The following is a 16,655-nucleotide window of genomic DNA, read 5'->3' on the forward strand; positions in this document are numbered from 1 at the left end:
TTACCACGTGCCTACTCAGTTCAGGTAGCGCTTGTCCTTTGGCGGCTTGCGGTTCTTGAGGTCGTCCTCGAGGCCGCCTTGCAGGATGCGGAGCGCGGGGGTCTTGCCGCCCGCGCGCTTCGTGGCGGGGCGGGGGCGCGGTGTCTCGTCGAGGAGCTCCGACACCGTGATCTGCTTGCCGGCGCCGCGTGCGCGGAGCGAGCCGAGACGGATCCGGAGCCACGCCGCGCGGAGCGGGGAGGGCGAGCCCGCGAGGAGCACGCCCGCGAGCGCGCCGCCGAGCGGGGCGAAGGAGCCTTCGTGGAAACCCGACGAGAGGAGCGCGACGGCGCACAGCGCGATCACGAGCCAGAAGAACGTGCGCCCCGTCATCGGGACGAAGAACATGAAGCGCGCGGTCGCGTTCTTGTTCTCGCGCGCCCACGCGACCGCGGTCGCCGCGATCGCCGCGAGCGGGCCGTAGACCATCGGCGGCTTGAACGGCTCGTACGGCAGGAACGAAGCCGCGAAGACCACGAGGTTGCCGATCACGACCGAGGCCGCGAGGAAGCGGAGCAGCCGCGCCGAGCCCCATCGCCGCTCGAGGTCGGGCGACATGAAGTAGAGGCCGATGAGCGATCCGATCGCGTGCCCGACGCCGTCCGTGCTCGTGAGCAGGCCCGCCGTGAAGAGCGTCCAGATGCGCGGGACGCCGCCGCTCGAGATCAACCGGTGCGGCTCGAACGCGAGCAGCTCGAAGAGGCGCCTGCCTTCCTCGCCGCCGGGCGTCGACTGCACGACGATCGCACCCGCGATCGCGAAGAGGCCGACGAGGACGAGGACCAGCTTCAGCCCGCGGCCAGGCCGCGGCAACCGAAGGGCGAAGTCCCCGTTGTCACTCATCTCTCTAGAACTCTAGTTTCCTGCCGCGACCCGAGCAAGGTCGACCCTGGCTCAGGGGCAGATCGCGGGGTTCGGGATCCCGGTTTCGGTCGTGACGATGCATGCGGTCTGGCCGACGACCGTGCCGCGGTCGTCGACGAGCCCGACGTCGACGGTGTACTCGGCGGGATCGGGCCCGACGTCGGCGAGGTACGGGCTCGGGCACGTGACGTCGATCGGCTCCGCCGCCACCGTGTTCCCGATGCGCGGCCGAATCCGCGCGATCGTGAACGGAACGAGGCCGCTCGTCGGCGCGCCGGCGTCGTCCCCGGCGTCCCCCGCGTCGTCCGCGACCCCCGCGTCACCGGCCTCCGCGTCTCCGGCGTCGTCTCCAGCGTCCGCGTCCTCGAGGCCGGCGTCGGGCTCTCCGGCGTCGTCCTCTCCGGCGTCGGGCTCTCCGGCGTCGGGTGGTGTCGCGGTGGGGCCGCAGACGGCGAGCCGCCCGTCCGGGAGGCGGAACGACTGCGTTGCGAGCGAGATCTGCGTGGCCGCAGGCGTCACCCCGAAGGCGCCGAGGCCGGCGGAGAGGGGATCGCAGAGCGCGAGCGTCTCGACCTCGGCCGATTGGGTCGCGGTGCACTCCGTCGTCCACGTCGGCGGCGGCTTCGTGTTGCGGAGCACGTCGACGTTCGTCCCGGCGGAGAGGATCGCGCCCGACGACTTGCTGAACGCGGCCTCGTTGTAGGCGTAGACCTCGAGGCGATAGGTCTGGTTCGAGCCGACCGGCGCGAGCTCGAGGAACGTCCCGTCGACGTAACAATCGAAGACGTTCGCGACCGCCGGCCTCGTGTAGTTGCTCCGCACGGCCGGGTCGCCCTCCCCCGAGTAGCCGTAGACGACGACCGCGTACTTGAAGAGCTGGGTGGGCCCGCGGCCGCAGCCGCGACCCGTCGTCAACGTCTCGGCACGAATCAGGATTCCGGTGGCCGGCGGGATGCCGCCCGAGGACACGTCGTCGCACGCGACCGCCCCGAAGAGCACCGTGACGAGGGCGAACGTCGCCATCGCGATCCATCGCCGCGATCGAGCCGTTAAGCGAAGCACGCTCGCTCTTTAACACACCCTTTGACACCGCGGAACGGTCGGGACCATAAGGGGGCCCATGAGCTTCTCCCGGGCAGCCCTGGATGCGATCGATGTCGCCGTACAGCCCGCGGGTGGGGGAGGCCCGCCCAGCGGAGCGCCTGAACGGCTCGACCCGATGCAGCTCGTGCTGCACGCGTCGATCCCCGTGAAGCTGGTGCTCGTCGTCCTCGTCGCGTTCTCGATCCTCTGCTGGATCGTGATCTTCGCGAAGGCGCTCCACCTCATCCGCGCCCGCGGCGACTCCGACAAGTTCATGAAGGCGTTCGACGCCGCCGGCTCGCTCGACGCGCTCGCGCAGCAAGGCCTCTCCGGCTTCCGCGGCTCGCCGTTCGCCCGCATCTTCGCGACCGGCTACGACGAGATGGTCCGCCTCACGAAGGGCGTGCGCGGCCAGCGCCTCGACGACGCGCAAGCCACGCACGTCGAGAGCATCACGCGGCGCGCGGCCGCGAGCGAGGTCACCCACCTCGAGTCGTGGATGTCGCTCCTCGGGACGATCGGATCGACGTCGCCGTTCATCGGCCTCTTCGGGACCGTCTACGGCATCATGGACGCGTTCCTCTCGATCGGTAACCAGCAGAGCGCGAACCTCCCCGTCGTCGCGCCGAAGATCGCGGAGGCGCTCATCGCGACCGCGATCGGCCTCGTCGCCGCGATCCCCGCCGTCATGGCGTACAACTACTTCGCGCGTCGCGTCGGCGAGCTCGCCGACATCATGGACGCCTTCGCCGCCGACGTGTCGGCGCGCGCCAAGCTCGGAGGGGTGTAGCGATGGGCATGGGCGGCGGCGGTGGGGGCGGCGGGCGAGGTCGCAAGCGCATCGGCGGGATGAACGACATCAACGTGACGCCGCTCATCGACGTCATGCTCGTCCTCCTCGTCATCTTCATGGTCACCGCGCCGCTCTTGCAGACCGGCGTGCAGGTCGACCTCCCGAAGGTGAAGAGCGCCCCGATGCAGACGGACGACTCGAAGCTCCTCGTCATCGTCACCGCGGACGAGCACGTCTACCTCGGCAAGGATGAGATTACGCAAGCGATCGACGATCGCCTCAAGACGAACGCGCGCCTCCAAGAAGAGAAGGAGCTCTACGTCCAAGCCGACGAGAACGTGAAGTACGGCGTCGTGTTGCGCGTGATGGCGGCCGCTCGCGCCGCCGGCGTCGAGAAGCTCGGCATGATCACCGACCCGATGGTGGTTAAGTAGAGGCAATCGTGAAGCTCCCCGGGGTCCCGTACACGCCGAAATACACGTCGGACGAGAAGGTCCTCGGCGTCGTCGTGGCCGTGTCCCTCCACCTCGCGTCGATCGGGCCCTTCGTCTACAAGGCGATCGTCCCGTCCGCGGCCGACGAGGAGGAAGAGAAGCCCCTCGTCTCGCGCCCCGTCGTGCAGGCGTCGCTCTTGAAGCTCGGCAAGCCGATCGACCCGAAGAAGCTGCCCGATCGCCTCGTGCCGCAGACGCGCACCGCGCCGAAGAAGCAGATCAACGCGTCGGCCGACGATCCGGCGAAGAAGAACCCCGACGCCGGCCCGCCGCCGACGAACGCGGAGGACTCGGACCTCACGAACCTCGTGAACAAGAGCGATCCGTTCGCGGAGGACGCCGGAATGAAGCGCCCCGAGGAGGGCCACGAGAGCGGCGTCGACGGCGGCACGGAGACTGATCCGAGCAAGGTCCGCGCCGGAGACATGTACGCGACGCAGCTCGGCCAGTTCTTCGGCCAGCACCTCACGGTTCCCACCGTGATCTCCATCGGTGAGGAGAGAAAGCTCTGCGCTGTGTTCGAGATCCAGATCAACCGGCAGATGGTGATCTGGTACGTGAAGCAGGCCCCGGCGAAGAGCTCCGGCAACGAGCTCTTCGACGACGCGGCGAGGTCGATGCTACAGAAGCTCCTCGACGATCGGGCTCCGCTTCCCCAGCCCCCCAAAGAAGTCGACGAGATGTATCGCGGTCGGCGGCTTCAAATCGTCGTTACCGGTCGCAACGGAGACGCTTCGAGATGCATGACACGCTAAAGCGCTTTGCCTTTCCTTTCGTCGCGCTCGGCGCCGGCGCCATCCTCACCCTCGCGATGCCCGCCGTCGCGCAGCAGCCCGCCGGCTCGGCCGCGCCTGCCACGAGCGCGCTGCCGCAGGCGACGAACACGGGCGACGTCACGACCGTCGTCGTCCAGGGCGGCTCGCGCTCGCTCTTCAAGATCGCGGTCACGCCGCCGCTCGGCGACAGCGCCATCGCGCAGCAGGTCGTCGACACCGCGACGCGCGACTTCACGCTCTCGAGCATGTTCCAGGTGCTCGATCCGAAGAGCTTCACCGCGAACCTCTCGCAGGAGGGCGCGTCGATCGAGCCGTCCTCGTGGCGCAACATCGGCGCCGAGGGCGTCGTGAAGGGCAACCTCTCGCCGCGCGGGAACAACCTCCACGTCGAGCTCCGCCTCTACGTCGTGTCGCGCGGCTCCGATGCCGTGCTCAAGAAGGAGTACGACGTCGCGTCCAACTCCGTGCGCTCGGCGGTGCACCAGTTCGACAACGAGGTCGTGAAGTACTTCACCGGCACGGCCGGCAGCTTCGGCGGCCGCCTCGTGTTCAGCGCCACGACCGGCCGCGGGCAGAAGGGCATCTTCTCGGTCGAGAGCGACGGGCAGGGCCTCGGCCGCCTCCAGGCCGTGTCGAACGTCGCGCTCGCGCCGGCGGCGGGCCCGGGCGGCATCTACTACGCGGGCGGCCTGCCCGACGGCACCTACTCGCTCTTCAAGGTCGGCAACCCGGCCGCGGTGCTGAAGCACGCTGGCCTCGTGTTCGGCGTCGCGTTCGGCGGCGGAAAGATGGCGCTCGTCATCTCGCAGAACGGCGCGAGCGACATCTACACCGGCGCGCCCGACGGCACCGGCCTCACCAAGGTCACGAACGGCGGCCTCAACACCCACCCCGCGTTCGGCCCCGGCGGCCAGCTCGCGTACGTGTCGAACCAGGGCGGCAACCCGCAGATCTTCATCGACGGCAAGCGCGTGAGCTTCCGCGGCACCTACAACATGGCGCCTGTATTCTGCAACGATCCCGAGGGCCAGAAGATCCTCTTCATGGGTCGCGACGGCGCGACGTGGGACATCTTCAGCGCCGACGTCGGCGGCGGGAACATGAAGCGCCTCACGCAGAACCAGGGCTCGAACACGTACCCCGCGTGCTCGCCCGACGGCCGCATGGTCGCGTTCTTCTCCACGCGCGGCGGCCTCTATCTCTCGAACCCGCTCGGCCAGAACCAGCAGAAGATCGCGAGCGTGACGGGCGAGAGCCTGCGCTGGGAAGGGAACTGAGGCGTGAGCCGCCTCGCATCCAGCAGCGGCGGCGCCGCGGCGCTGCGCGATCGCGCGATCGACTTCTACGACGACAAGGGCACCCGCACCGGCGAGCTCGCGCTCGAGAAGAAGGGCGAGGCGGTCGCGCGCTTCGGCGACGAGTGGCTCGTCCACGTCGAGAAGCAGAAGCACCTCGCGCGGGTGGGGGACGGCGCGAGCGCCACGTTCGCCGCCGGCAAGGCCGCGATCGCGACGTTCGGCGTCGGTCGCGACGACACGGTGGTGGTCGCGCGCGGCGAGGCGCTCGAGCTCTGGTCGCGCGACGACGAGATGCGCTGGTCGACGCGGGGCCCCAGCGCGGACAAAGGACGCGCGGGGACGAAGCAAGCCGCGGGGCCGTTCCACGCCGCCGTCGTCGCGCGCGATCACGTCGTCGCCCTCACCGAGGAGGGCGCGCTCGTGTTCCTCACGCGCGAGAAGGGCGAGGCGACGGGCGCGCTCCGCCTCGCGTCGACCGATCCCGCCGACTCGTGGCGGCTCGCGCACGTCGACGGCGAGATCGTCGTCCTCGCGCTCGGCGAGTGGCTCGTCTGGATCGACGCGACGACGCGCAAGACCGTGCGCCGCGTGCGCGCGAAGTCGAAGGCGCAGGCCGTCGCCGCCGACGCCGAGCACGTCGTCGTCGCGGTCGAGGACGGCCTCGTGCAGGTGTTCCGCTCGTCCTCCGGCGAGCCGCGCGCGTCGTTCACGGTCGATCCGAACGGGGTCCACGCCGTCACCCTCGCGCAGGGCGCGCTCTTCACCCTCGGGGCCGCGGGCGAGGTCCGCGCGTGCGACCGCACCACGCTCGACGTCGCGGCGAAGACCGCCGCGCCGATCGCCTCGCTCTCGATGCGCGGGAGCACCGTCGTCGCGGGCGACAAGTCCGGCAAGGTCCGCGTCTTCGAGCACACCGGCGGTGAAATCCGGGAGGTGGGGGCGTTCACGGTGGGGGAGTCGGCGCCGGGTGAGCCGGGGGCGGTGGGCTGCTGGGTCGGGAAGGGAGACGTCGTCGTCGCCGCGGGGGCGCGGGTGATGATGCGCTCGGCGCCGCCGTGGAACATGCCGCGGCCGACCGCGCTCCGCGGCGCTCCGACCGCGTTCACCGCCGACGACGCGTACGCGTTCGCGGGCAGCTCCACCGGCGCGGTCGAGGTCTACGACCTCACGCACTCGCGCCACGTGACGACCTACGCGCTCTCCTCCGACGATCGCATCACCGCGCTCGCGAAGCTGCCGGGAGCCATGCTCGTCGTCGGCACCGGCGCGCTCGACGGCCGCGTCCTCATCGTCGACGTCGCGGAGTCGAAGGTCGTCCACCGCATCTCGCCGCACGAAGAGGCCTTCGGCGTGACCTGCCTCGCGGCGGACGCGCGCGGCCGCATCGTCGCCTCCGGCGGCGACGACAACACGATCGCGCTCATCGATCCGGCGAAGGGCCGCGTCCTCGCGAAGATCCGGGTGAAGGAGACGCCGGTGAAGCTCGCGTTCGAGCCGACCGGCCGCCGCCTCGCGGGCATCTTCGCCGACGGCACCGCCGCGGTCGTCACCTTCGCGGCGAAGGCGGCGACGGTGGCGGACCTCGGCATCCGCGGCGCGACGCACGTGGCGTGGGGCGACTCGATCGTCTTCGGCTTCAAGGACGGCCACGTCGAGAGCGGCGACCGCCACGCTCCACCTTCCGAGCGACCCGCAGCGCGACAGTAGGGCTCCCGGCGCGAGCGTTGCAGCGATGACGGTCGAGGAGAGACCGTCATGATCGTTCGCCATCTCATCTTCGCCGCGCTCGCGCTCGCCGGTTGTCATCGATCGAACGAGGTGTCGACGACGACCACGACCTCCGCCGCGTACACGCCGACGCACGAAGAGGCCGCGCTCTGGCTCACGAACGCGCGCTGCGATCGCGCGGCGGAGTGCTTCGACGTCGGCACCGACTACGCCGATCGGGCCGAATGCACCGCCGTGGTCGGACGCAGCACGAGGACGACTCTCGGCGCGTGCCGCGGTGACGTGAACGCGGCCGAGCTCGAGACCTGCGTCGCGCGCATCCGCGGCGAGCCGTGCAACCACCCGCGCGACACGCTCGACCGCATCGCCGCGTGCCGCCGGCTCTGCCGGTAGCGCGGCTCCGCTCAGCGGCTCCGCGAGCTCGAGCGATCGAGGCCGCTCCGTCGCAGGAGCGGAGGCTGCGGCTCGCGCCAGAACCACACGCCGAGCGCGAGGAAGCCGATGATCGCGGCGCCGAAGGCGGCGACGACGAAGCTCGGGAGCACGAACGACACGACGACGAACGCCGCCATCATCACCGCGCCGAACGCGATCCAGCGCTCGAGGACGATCCCGGCGAAGAGGGTGATCGCGGCGACGAAGACGGCGTCGCCGCGGAGCACGGTCGCGAGCGAGGTGTCGCCGGCGACGAAGGCGAGCGCGCGATGGAGCAGCTGCGCGCCGATGACGATGAAGAACAGCGCGACGAGACGGCGGCCGTGCGCGTCGCGGAGGACCGTGCGCCGGAAGACGATCGTCGCCGCGCTCATCGCGCCGAACGCGAGGGCGGACTGCACGAGGACGTACTCGAAGCCCATCGTGCGCCCGAGGCTCGTGCGGTACGCGGCGACGCCGCCGCTCACGACGCCGAAGAGGCTGATCGCGATCGCGATCGCGCGTCGTTGGCGCCGCGATCGAGCGGGATCACGATCGGGATCGACGCGCAGCTCCGCCTCGATCTCGGCGACGAGGGCCTCCATCGACGGCCAGCGATCCGCGGCCTCGATCGAGAGCGCGCGCAGGATCGCGGCGGCGACGCGCGGCGGCACGTCGGGCTTCGGCGGCGGCGCGGGCGCGGGCCCTTTCATGATCGCCTCGTAGAGCGCGACGATCCCGTCGCCTTCGTAAGGCGGCACGCCGTAGATCGCGCGGTAGAGCGCGACGGCGAAGCTCCACTGATCGCTCTCCGCCGTCGCCTTGCCCTTGAAGTGCTCGAGGGACATGTACGCCGGCGTCCCGACGAGCGCGCCCTGGCCGGTGAGCTCGGCGGAGAGCAGGTTCGGCGACGAGCCGCTCTCCGCTCCCGGCGCCTCCACGTCGCCCGACGTCTCGGCGTCGCCGGCCGCGCGCGCGAGGCCGAAGTCGCCGACGCGGGTGCGGCCGTCGTTGCCGACGAGGACGTTCGCGGGCTTGAAGTCGCGATGGACGATCCCCATCGCGTGCGCGGCGGCGAGCCCTCGACCGGCGTCGACGAAGCGCTCGAGCACGTCGCGGACGGCGCGCGGCTCGGCGCGGAGCCACGCGTCGAGGCCGACGCCGTCGACGAGCTCCATCGCGATGTAGACGTCGTCGCCGTGGGTGCCGGCCTCGTAGACCGCGACGACGTTGGGGTGCGCGACCTTCGCCATCGCCTGCGCCTCGCGGAGGAGGCGGGCGCGGGCTTTCTCCGCCGACGCCGCGCTCCGGCGGCCGGGGCGAACGAGCTTCACCGCGACGTCGCGGTCGAGCGTCTCGTCGCGGCCGACGAGCACGACGCCCATCGCGCCCGCGCCGAGCCGCCGCCGGATGCGGAACCGCCCCACGATGTCGGGATCCTTCGCGTGACGCAGCGCGGCGCTCACGCGCGGATCTCACCGCATTTCGTGGGGTATGTCGATGTGGCCGAGCGCTCGTGAGTGGGAAATTAGAACGAATCGGCGAGTGGCTCGTCGAAGAGGGCCATGCACCGCGCGCTCCCGGTCGTGAACGCCCTCATCGCCGCTCCTTGCGACGTGCCTTGGGAGTCGATGATCGGGGACGACAAGCGGCGTCACTGCGGCGAGTGCAGGCGCGACGTCCACAACCTCTCCGCGATGACGAAGGCGGAGATGGACGCGTTCCTCGCCGCGATGGCGCCGGGACCGGACGGCCATCTCCCGTGCATCTCGCTCTTCCAGCGCGCGGACGGCACGGTGCTCACCGCGGACTGCCCCGTCGGCCTGAGCCGTCGCCGCCGCCGCGCGCTGCTCACCGCGACGCTGGGCGCCGGCATGGTCGCCCTCGCCGCCGCGAGCGCGCTCGCGACGCTCTGGCTCCGCCCCGCCCCCGCGCTCCAGGCCGACGAGGTCGAGCGTCCGCTCCCCGCCGTGCTCGAGCCGCGCGCGTTCACGCCGGCGTACCCGCTGCCCGCCGACGAGGTCGAGTCGTGCGCGTTCACGCCGCGGCCGGGGATGCAGCCGGTGCGCCCGCCCACGAACCCGGTCGTCCGCCCGGTGCATCGCCTCGCGGGCAGGCCGCCCCCGCCCGCCCATCTCCGCAAGGGCGGCACGTCGATCTAGCGGGTCGGGAGGTAGACGTCGATCACGGCGCCCCCGCGGCCGTCGGTGCGCGTGAAGCGGCTGCGCTCGCCCTCGCAGTTCATACGCGCGTCGCAGCGGACCTCGCGGCGATCGTGGAGGTCGATCGAGCGGACGCCCGCCTCGGCGAGGGTGGTGAGCTCGTTCGGCGTGCTGACGCGGTCGGCGTTGCGGTCGGTCCACACGACGACCTTCGCGAAGGCGGCGTCGTTCGCGTCGAAGACCCCGTCGTGGTTGTCGTCGAGATCGCGCAAGGCGTCGAAGCCGTTCTTTGCGAACGCGCCGCTCGCGAGGCGGGTGGCGGAGCCGAAGAGCTCGCCGCCGTCGTCGATCGCGCCGTTGCCGTCGCGATCGAGCGCGAGCCACGGCGTCGCGGCGGAGGGCCAGTCGCTGCCGTGCGACATGCCGTTGCGCGTGAGATCGAACGAGCCGCTCGCGTCGGCGCGGAAGGTCACCGGCGCGTCGTCGAACGAGAGGACGAGCGGCGTGCTGCTGCCGGTGCTCCAGTCCGGCGACGTCTCATCGGCCTCCGCCGACGGCTTCGACGACTTTGACGGCTTCGACGGCTTCGAGGGCGCCGGCCGGTTCGCGGACGTCGACTTCGCCGGCTCCGGCTCCTCGTCCACCTCGACCTCCTTCACCGTCGCGGCCTCGTCGCCGGTCACCTCGTCCGGCTCGATCTCTCCGGCGCAGGCGACGAGGGAAGCGGCGAGCACGATGACGAGGTGGCGCATGCCGACTCATCGAGCAACCGATGTGCCACCATGATTCGCCGCGAAAAGCGCCGTTATGTGCCACTTGGTGGCACGCGCATGTGCCGTTGCAGGCACGTTGTGTCAGTGTGTCAGCTCGCGATGATGCGCTCGACGGTGCGCGTGGTCATCGTGCCGAGGGCGACCTCGTCGTCGGCGAGGAGGCGCTTGTGGAGCGCGATGTTCGTGCGGATGCCGCCGACGATGAACTCGTCGAGCGCGCGGCGCATGCGCACGATCGCCTCCGCGCGCGTCGAAGCGTGGGTGATGACCTTCGCGAGGAGCGAGTCGTAGTGCTGCGGCACCGTCCAGCCGCCGTACACGCCCGAGTCGACGCGCACCCCCGCGCCGCCGGGCGGGAAGTACTCGGTGATGAGGCCCGGCCACGGCGCGAAGGTCTTCGGGTCCTCCGCGTTGATCCGGCACTCGATCGCGTGACCGCGGAAGTTCCAGAGCCGCGTGTCGGGCAGCTCGATCTTCTCGCCGGAGGCGACGCGGATCTGGAGCGCGACGAGGTCGAGGCCGGTCACCATCTCGGTGACGGGGTGCTCGACCTGCACGCGCGTGTTCATCTCGAGGAAGTAGAGCTTCCGGTCCTCGTCCATGATGAACTCGAGCGTCCCGAGCGAGCGGTAGCCCGTCTCGCGCACCGCCTTCCGGATGATCTCGCCGATCTCCCCGCGGAGCTCGGGCGTCATCGCGGGGGAGGGGGCCTCCTCGATCACCTTCTGGTGCCGCCGCTGGAGCGAGCACTCGCGCTCGCCGAGCGTCCACACCCCGCCGTGGTTGTCGGCGAGGACCTGGAACTCGATGTGCTTCGGCCGCTCGATGAACTTCTCCATGAAGACGTCGGGGTTCTTGAAGCCGGCCTCCGCCTCGCGCGTGGCCTGCGTGAAATTCGCGGCGACGTCCTCTTCCTTGCGGACGATGCGCATGCCGCGCCCACCGCCGCCGCCGGACGCCTTGAGGATGATCGGGAAGCCGATCCGGCGCGCCTCCGCGACGGCGTGGTCGGCGTCCTTGAGCACCTCGCTCCCCGGCAGGAGCGGAAGCCCGTACTTCTTCGCGTTGTTGCGGGCCGCGACCTTGTCGCCCCACGCCCGCATCGCCTCCGGCGACGGACCGATGAACGTGACCCCGCACTTGCCGCAGAGGCGCGCGAACTCGGCGTTCTCGGAGAGGAAGCCGTAGCCGGGGTGAATCGCGTCGGCGCCGGTGATCTCGGCCGCCGCCATGATGGCTGGAATATGCAAGTAACTGCGGAGCGCGGGCGAGGGGCCGATGCACACCGCCTCGTCGGCGAAGCGCACGTGGAGCGCGCGCGTGTCGGCCTCGGAGTGCACCGCGACGGTGCCGATCCCGAGCTCGCGGCAGGCGCGGATCACGCGGAGCGCGATCTCGCCGCGGTTCGCGATGAGGATCTTCTTGAACGGCGGCGCCGCGGGGCGCGGCGGCATGTTGAGCGAGGTCGGACCGGTGTGGGCGGCCACGACGTCAGGCCTTCTTGATGCGGAAGAGCTTCTGGCCGAACTCGACGGCCTTCCCGTTCTGCGCGTAGATCTCGACGATCGTGCCGGAGAGCTCCGCCTCGATCTCGTTCATCAGCTTCATCGCCTCGATGATGCAGAGCGTCTGCCCCGGGCGGACGACGGAGCCGACGTCGCAGAAGGCCGGCGCGTCCGGGCTCGGCGAGCGGTAGAACGTGCCGACGAACGGGCTCGTCACGTCGATCGAGTCGGCGGGCGTCGCCGTCTCGACGGCGGTGGCGGGGCTCGTCGGCGTCGGCGCGCTCATCGGCGCCATCGAGGACATGGGCGGCGCCATCATCATCTGCGGCACGAGCTGGCCCGTGGCGCCGCGGACGACGCGGACGCGGACCCCCTCCGCCTCGTGCTCGAACTCGCTGACGTTCTCCTCCGCGAGGACGGCGAGGAGGGCTTTGAGCTTGTCGATGTCGACTGTCATCGGTGCGGGCGACGGTAGTCGCAGGGCCGCGCGACTTGCACCCTATTTCGCCGTGCTGCGGCGCGTCGTCAGCCAACGCACCAGGCCCTCGAGCGCGAGGACGTAGCTCTCGGCGCCGAAGCCGCTCACCTTCGCCACGCACGCGGGGGCGATCTTCGAGGCGTGGCGGTAGCTCTCCCGCGCCTCCGGGTTCGAGATGTGGACCTCGACGCACGGGATCGCGGTCGCCTTGAGGGCGTCGAACAGCGCGAGCGACGTGTGCGTGTACGCGGCGGCGTTGAGGAGCAAGCCGTCGAAATGGCCCGGCGTCTCGCCGATCCAATCGCAGAGCACACCTTCGTGGTTCGACTGGCGGCAGACCGCCTCCGCCCCGAGGTCCTTCGCGCGCGCCTCGACGCGCCCGTGGATCTCCGCGAGCGTCTCGGTGCCGTAGATGCCCGGCTCGCGCGTGCCGAGGAGCTGCAGGTTCGGTCCGGAGAGGACCAGGATGCGCATCAGAGCTCGGCCATCAGCTTCGGCGCGGCCGTGCGCATGAGGTAGCGGCCCTTGCCGAAGTTGCCGCCCGGCGACATCGCGAGCGCGAGGAAATACGTGTCCCCGAGGAGGCGGATGACGGTGATGAGCTTGTCGGTGCCGACCGCGATCTCGTTCGCGGCCCCCGCCTCGAGCATCTCCGCCGCGCGCTTGATTTGCCCGATGACGACGCCGAACTCGATCCCGATCGAGTTGATGTCGAAGGGCGAATCGTCCTTCGTGTAGCTCTCGAGCGTGATGCCGCTCGAGTCCATCAAGAGCCCGGCGAGCCCGCCCTCGGTCCCTTCGACGAGATCGCGCAGAGTCTCTTTGAACATGGTGGGATGAAAGCGTACGAGCCCGCGAGGACTTCCGTCAATCTCGCTCCTTGACCGGCCGTGACCCGGCCGTTTAAGGTGCGCCGAGATGCGCGCACGAGCAGGGGATCCGCCCCGCACGATGGCCCAGAAGATCCTCGCCGGTCGGTGCGCCGACCCGATGCTTGCCGGGTCGCAAGTCAGCGTCAAGGTGGACCAGATCGTCCTGACGCGCGCGCCGCTCCGCGCGATCGCGGAGGCGCGTGAGGCGGGCCTCAAGAAGACGACGGCGGAGGTCGCGATCGTCTACGACACGCACTGCGCCGGCTCGGCCGCCTCGCGGGCGAAGATCGAGGACATCCAGGCGGCGACGCCCGAGATCCTCGGGCACGGCATCGTCATCGCGCGCCCCGGCATCGGCTACCCCGCGCCGGTGCACCTCGAGCGCTTCGCGTCGCCCGCGCGCCTCTGCGTGACCGACGACCCGCGCCTCGCCGGCGTCGGCGGCATCGGCATGCTCACGATCGTCGTGCCGCCGGGCCAGCTCGGCGCCGCGCTCGCGACCGGCAGCATCACGCTCCGTCCGCCGCGCAGCGTGCAGGTCCTCCTCTCCGGCCGCACGCGCCCGTTCATCTGCGCGCGCGACATCGCGCACGAGCTCGTTCGCCGCGGCCTCGGCGAGGCGGTCGCGCGGATCGAGGCCGCGCACGCGGCGCCCGTCGTCATCGAGTTCGCGGGCCCGTCCGCGCGCCTCCTCTCCGTCGGCGAGCGCGCCGTCCTCGCCGGCATCGCCCCGCAGCTCGGCGCCGCGGGCGCGGTCTTCGTGAGCGACGAGCGCACCGAGGTCTTCCTCCGCGATCAGCGCCGCTCGAAGGCGCATCGCGCGCTCGTGCCCGACGCGGGCGCGCCGTGCGACGAGGTCCTCAACGTCGACCTCGGCGCGGTCGACCCGCTCTTCATGGACGAGACGGGCCAGGTCCGCACCGTGCGCGACGTCGCGGGCAAGCCCGTCACGCAGGTGCTCCTCGGCGGCGACAGCGGCTGCACGCTCCGCGATCTCGCGGCCGCGGCGCTGCTCCTGAAGTCGAAGCGCGTCCCCGCGCGGGTGGAGTTCCTCGTCGCGATCCCCTCGCGGCAGATGCTCGAGGTGCTCTCGAGCACCGGCGCGCTCACCGACCTCATCGCGACCGGCGCGCGCATCATCGAGCCCGACGCGCGCGTGATGACGGGCGAGCTCTACCCGCCGGTGCCGGGCGGCTTCTCCGCGCGCACGCAGGACCTCGAGCCGGGCGCGACGATCCCGAAGCCGGTCGCGGTCGCGTCGGCGGAGGCGCTCGCGTGGGCGGTCGCGTACGGCGAGATGGGCGATCCGCGGAGCTTCAAGCGCCCGGTCCGGGTGACGATCCCGCGCGCGCTCCCGACCGACGACGTCCTCGTCGTGCGCGACAAGAAGGGCGCCGCCGGCGGCGATCCGAAGAAGCCGGCCGCGATCACGCCGCTCTCGCCGACGCCGTGGAAGGGCGGCGCGACGCTCGATCTCGTGGAGGGCCCGGCGCACCTCGCGAACGGCGCCGCGGTCCCCACGACCAAGGCGGCGAGCACGAAGCAGCTCCCGAGCGCCGACGGCGTCGCGGTCGTGTGCTCCACGCTCGACGAGGTGCGCGAGATCACGTCGCGCGCGCAAGAGCTCGCCTCGAACGTGCGCGCGGTCGTCGCGCCGTTCATCCCGTCGGGCTCGGTCGCGGTCTTCAGCGGGCTCGGCATCGCCGCGCTGAAGATCGACGCCGCCGCGGCGAAGAGCCTCAAGGGGCAGCGGTCGATCGCGCTGCCGGAGCCGAGCAAGTGGTCGGAGAAGGGGCCGACGACGGTGAGCCTCGCGGGAAGCGGGGCGCAAAAGGTGCAGCTCTCCTGGCTCGCGCTCGGCTCCGAGCGTGCCTGGGCGAGCGCCGGGACCGCACGTCCATCGGTCTCGCGCTCGCGAACGTGATCTTGTAGCTTGGGGAGACCTTGTCCAAGGGCCGACTGACTCGGAACGAGCTCTCCTGGCTGCTGACCCAGGAGGCGCAGAACGCGGCCGAGCGCCTCCGCGTCGGCGTCACGTTCCTGCGCACGCAGGCGCCGCCGCCGCCGAGCGCGGCGGAGGACCCCGCGCACGGGGTCGAGACGTCGCTCGACGCGCTCGACGACGTGATGAAGATGCTCTCGAACCTGAACCAGCGGGCGCCGGCAGGCGCCGCGGGTCAGGCGGCGCCGCAGGGACGGCGCGGGCGCATCGACCTCGCCGCGCTGTTGATGGAGGCCGCGCCCGACGCGCGCGTCTCGATCGAGCCGGGCAGCGGCACCGAGGTCTACGGCGACGAGGCCGACATCCGTCGCATGCTCCAGGTCCTCGTCGGCCACGGCCACGGTGACGGCACGCAGGTCAACATCCGTCGCGACGGCGACGAGGTGAAGGTCTCCGTCACGCTCGGCCCCGATCTCTCGCCGACCGCGGAGACGGAGCGCGCGTGGCTCTCGCGCGTCATCATCCGCTACGGCGGCCGCCACGAGCTCGAAGGCGGCAACGAGGTCCTCGTGTTCCCCGCCGAGAGCGCGAGCGACCGCAACGAGAGCGCCGCGCTCCGCAAGGAGCTCGACGAGGCGCGCAAGCAGGGCGAGGTCTACGCGCGCGAGCTCGCCGCCGTCTTCGACAAAGGCGAAGAGGTCACCGCGTTCTCGAGCATGCCGCCCGCGCCCGGCGGCTCCGCGATCGAGCGCTTCGAGGCGATGACGAAGCTCTGCTCGGGCATCGCGTCCGAGCTCCGCTCCGTCCTCGGCCCCGCCGGCCGCGAGCTCGGCTCGATGCGGCGCCACGAGATCACGGACGAGCAGCTCGACACGCTCCGCCGCCGCGTCTCGCACGCGCAGGAGATCGTCGCCACGCTCGGCGGCGTCGGCGAGCTCCGCACCGACGAGCTCGAGACGGAGATCGATCTCGGCGAGGCGGCCCGGGCCGCGGCGCGCGCGCTCGGCGGCCTCGCGGAGAAGGCCGGCGCGCGCGTCAACGTCACGGTGAAGCCCGAGGGCGGCCACGTCACGGTCCGCCGCGGCGCGCGCGCGATCGAGGTGATCCTGCGCGAGCTCGTCGCCCACGCGCTCGAGGCGTCGCCGCGCGGCGCGGTCGTCGAGGTCGCCGTCACCGCCTCCGAGAACGGCTCCGGCGTGCGGCTCGTGGTCGACGACGCGGGCTCGCCGCTCCCGGCCTCCGGGCGCCGCGGCTTCATGACGCTCGAGACGCACGCGGGCACGTATGGGCGTCCGTCGGCGCTGCCGGTCTTCCTCGCGGCGGAGCTCGCGGCGTGCCAGCGCGCGTCGCTCGAGCTCAGCGATCCGCCGGCGACGCGCGGCGACGGCTCGGGGCTCCGCGTTGCGGTAACGTTCGCAGACGGCTGAGGAACAC

General features: G+C 71.4%; 17 protein-coding genes. 9 read left to right on the forward strand and 8 right to left on the reverse strand.

Annotated features, from left to right (window positions below; all coding sequences use genetic code 11):
- Positions 1–15: 15 nt before the first annotated feature.
- The gene (locus KF837_40605) at positions 16–882 is read right to left on the reverse strand and encodes a rhomboid family intramembrane serine protease (protein ID MBX3233695.1); all 867 of its coding nucleotides are present in this window, start codon (positions 880–882) and stop codon (positions 16–18) included.
- Positions 883–933: 51 nt separating this feature from the next.
- Positions 934–1,926: a hypothetical protein gene (locus KF837_40610; protein ID MBX3233696.1), complete on the reverse strand. Its 993-nt coding sequence runs from the start codon at positions 1,924–1,926 to the stop codon at positions 934–936.
- 196 nt (positions 1,927–2,122) lie between these two features.
- Here KF837_40610 and KF837_40615 point away from each other — a divergent pair, with 196 nt between their 5' ends.
- Genes KF837_40615 through KF837_40640 form a run of 6 tightly spaced genes read left to right on the forward strand, consistent with a single transcriptional unit; the run spans position 2,123 to position 7,468 of the window.
- Positions 2,123–2,776 carry a MotA/TolQ/ExbB proton channel family protein gene (locus KF837_40615; GenBank protein MBX3233697.1) on the forward strand — a complete coding sequence of 218 codons (654 nt, stop codon included), beginning with the start codon at positions 2,123–2,125 and terminating at the stop codon, positions 2,774–2,776.
- Between the two features lie 2 nt (positions 2,777–2,778).
- Positions 2,779–3,213 (forward strand): ExbD/TolR family protein, encoded by a 435-nt coding sequence (locus KF837_40620; GenBank protein MBX3233698.1) that lies wholly within the window; start codon positions 2,779–2,781, stop codon positions 3,211–3,213.
- A gap of 8 nt (positions 3,214–3,221) precedes the next feature.
- Complete coding sequence (locus KF837_40625) at positions 3,222–4,028, forward strand: hypothetical protein (protein MBX3233699.1); 807 nt, start codon at positions 3,222–3,224, stop codon at positions 4,026–4,028.
- On the forward strand, positions 4,013–5,326 hold the full coding sequence (locus KF837_40630; GenBank protein ID MBX3233700.1) for a PD40 domain-containing protein: 1,314 nt from the start codon (positions 4,013–4,015) through the stop codon (positions 5,324–5,326). Before KF837_40625 ends, KF837_40630 begins: the two co-directional genes overlap by 16 nt.
- Before the next feature lie 3 nt (positions 5,327–5,329).
- Positions 5,330–7,054 (forward strand): hypothetical protein, encoded by a 1,725-nt coding sequence (locus tag KF837_40635; protein ID MBX3233701.1) that lies wholly within the window; start codon positions 5,330–5,332, stop codon positions 7,052–7,054.
- A 48-nt stretch (positions 7,055–7,102) separates the two neighbouring features.
- On the forward strand, positions 7,103–7,468 hold the full coding sequence (locus KF837_40640) for a hypothetical protein (GenBank protein ID MBX3233702.1): 366 nt from the start codon (positions 7,103–7,105) through the stop codon (positions 7,466–7,468).
- Positions 7,469–7,479: 11 nt separating this feature from the next.
- Here the strand turns inward: KF837_40640 and KF837_40645 are convergent, their stop codons facing one another.
- Positions 7,480–8,955 (reverse strand): serine/threonine protein kinase, encoded by a 1,476-nt coding sequence (locus KF837_40645; protein MBX3233703.1) that lies wholly within the window; start codon positions 8,953–8,955, stop codon positions 7,480–7,482.
- A gap of 99 nt (positions 8,956–9,054) precedes the next feature.
- Here KF837_40645 and KF837_40650 point away from each other — a divergent pair, with 99 nt between their 5' ends.
- Positions 9,055–9,651 (forward strand): hypothetical protein, encoded by a 597-nt coding sequence (locus KF837_40650; GenBank protein ID MBX3233704.1) that lies wholly within the window; start codon positions 9,055–9,057, stop codon positions 9,649–9,651.
- Here the strand turns inward: KF837_40650 and KF837_40655 are convergent.
- The 5 genes from KF837_40655 to KF837_40675 form a co-directional block, all read right to left on the reverse strand.
- Entirely contained in the window at positions 9,648–10,403 is a 756-nt protein-coding gene (locus KF837_40655; GenBank protein MBX3233705.1) for a calcium-binding protein, read from the reverse strand. The two genes, KF837_40650 and KF837_40655, sit on opposite strands and share 4 nt — an antisense overlap.
- A 110-nt stretch (positions 10,404–10,513) precedes the next feature.
- Entirely contained in the window at positions 10,514–11,878 is a 1,365-nt protein-coding gene (accC, locus tag KF837_40660; protein MBX3233706.1) for an acetyl-CoA carboxylase biotin carboxylase subunit, read from the reverse strand.
- 37 nt (positions 11,879–11,915) lie between these two features.
- Entirely contained in the window at positions 11,916–12,386 is a 471-nt protein-coding gene (accB, locus tag KF837_40665; protein MBX3233707.1) for an acetyl-CoA carboxylase biotin carboxyl carrier protein, read from the reverse strand.
- Positions 12,387–12,428: 42 nt separating this feature from the next.
- Entirely contained in the window at positions 12,429–12,881 is a 453-nt protein-coding gene (locus tag KF837_40670) for a 3-dehydroquinate dehydratase (protein MBX3233708.1), read from the reverse strand.
- Positions 12,881–13,237 carry a hypothetical protein gene (locus KF837_40675; GenBank protein ID MBX3233709.1) on the reverse strand — a complete coding sequence of 119 codons (357 nt, stop codon included), beginning with the start codon at positions 13,235–13,237 and terminating at the stop codon, positions 12,881–12,883. Before KF837_40675 ends, KF837_40670 begins: the two co-directional genes overlap by 1 nt.
- Positions 13,238–13,358: 121 nt before the next feature.
- On the opposite strand from KF837_40675, the gene KF837_40680 reads away from it, so the two are divergent.
- On the forward strand, positions 13,359–15,203 hold the full coding sequence (locus KF837_40680; protein MBX3233710.1) for a 3-isopropylmalate dehydratase: 1,845 nt from the start codon (positions 13,359–13,361) through the stop codon (positions 15,201–15,203).
- 20 nt (positions 15,204–15,223) lie between these two features.
- The gene (locus tag KF837_40685; GenBank protein ID MBX3233711.1) at positions 15,224–16,648 is read left to right on the forward strand and encodes a sensor histidine kinase; all 1,425 of its coding nucleotides are present in this window, start codon (positions 15,224–15,226) and stop codon (positions 16,646–16,648) included.
- Positions 16,649–16,655: the final 7 nt, after the last annotated feature.

The sequence above is a fragment of the Labilithrix sp. genome (genome assembly GCA_019637155.1).
Classification (GTDB): domain Bacteria; phylum Myxococcota_A; class Polyangia; order Polyangiales; family Polyangiaceae; genus Labilithrix.

Coding starts and splice junctions, on each gene's coding strand:
- KF837_40605 (MBX3233695.1), bottom strand. CDS start 882: ATGAGTGACAACGGGGACTTCGCCCTTCGGTTGCCGCGGCCTGGCCGC.
- KF837_40610 (MBX3233696.1), bottom strand. CDS start 1,926: ATGGCGACGTTCGCCCTCGTCACGGTGCTCTTCGGGGCGGTCGCGTGC.
- KF837_40615 (MBX3233697.1), top strand. CDS start 2,123: ATGCAGCTCGTGCTGCACGCGTCGATCCCCGTGAAGCTGGTGCTCGTC.
- KF837_40620 (MBX3233698.1), top strand. CDS start 2,779: ATGGGCATGGGCGGCGGCGGTGGGGGCGGCGGGCGAGGTCGCAAGCGC.
- KF837_40630 (MBX3233700.1), top strand. CDS start 4,013: ATGCATGACACGCTAAAGCGCTTTGCCTTTCCTTTCGTCGCGCTCGGC.
- KF837_40640 (MBX3233702.1), top strand. CDS start 7,103: ATGATCGTTCGCCATCTCATCTTCGCCGCGCTCGCGCTCGCCGGTTGT.
- KF837_40650 (MBX3233704.1), top strand. CDS start 9,055: ATGCACCGCGCGCTCCCGGTCGTGAACGCCCTCATCGCCGCTCCTTGC.
- KF837_40655 (MBX3233705.1), bottom strand. CDS start 10,403: ATGCGCCACCTCGTCATCGTGCTCGCCGCTTCCCTCGTCGCCTGCGCC.
- accC (MBX3233706.1), bottom strand. CDS start 11,878: ATGCCGCCGCGCCCCGCGGCGCCGCCGTTCAAGAAGATCCTCATCGCG.
- accB (MBX3233707.1), bottom strand. CDS start 12,386: ATGACAGTCGACATCGACAAGCTCAAAGCCCTCCTCGCCGTCCTCGCG.
- KF837_40670 (MBX3233708.1), bottom strand. CDS start 12,881: ATGCGCATCCTGGTCCTCTCCGGACCGAACCTGCAGCTCCTCGGCACG.
- KF837_40675 (MBX3233709.1), bottom strand. CDS start 13,237: ATGTTCAAAGAGACTCTGCGCGATCTCGTCGAAGGGACCGAGGGCGGG.
- KF837_40680 (MBX3233710.1), top strand. CDS start 13,359: ATGGCCCAGAAGATCCTCGCCGGTCGGTGCGCCGACCCGATGCTTGCC.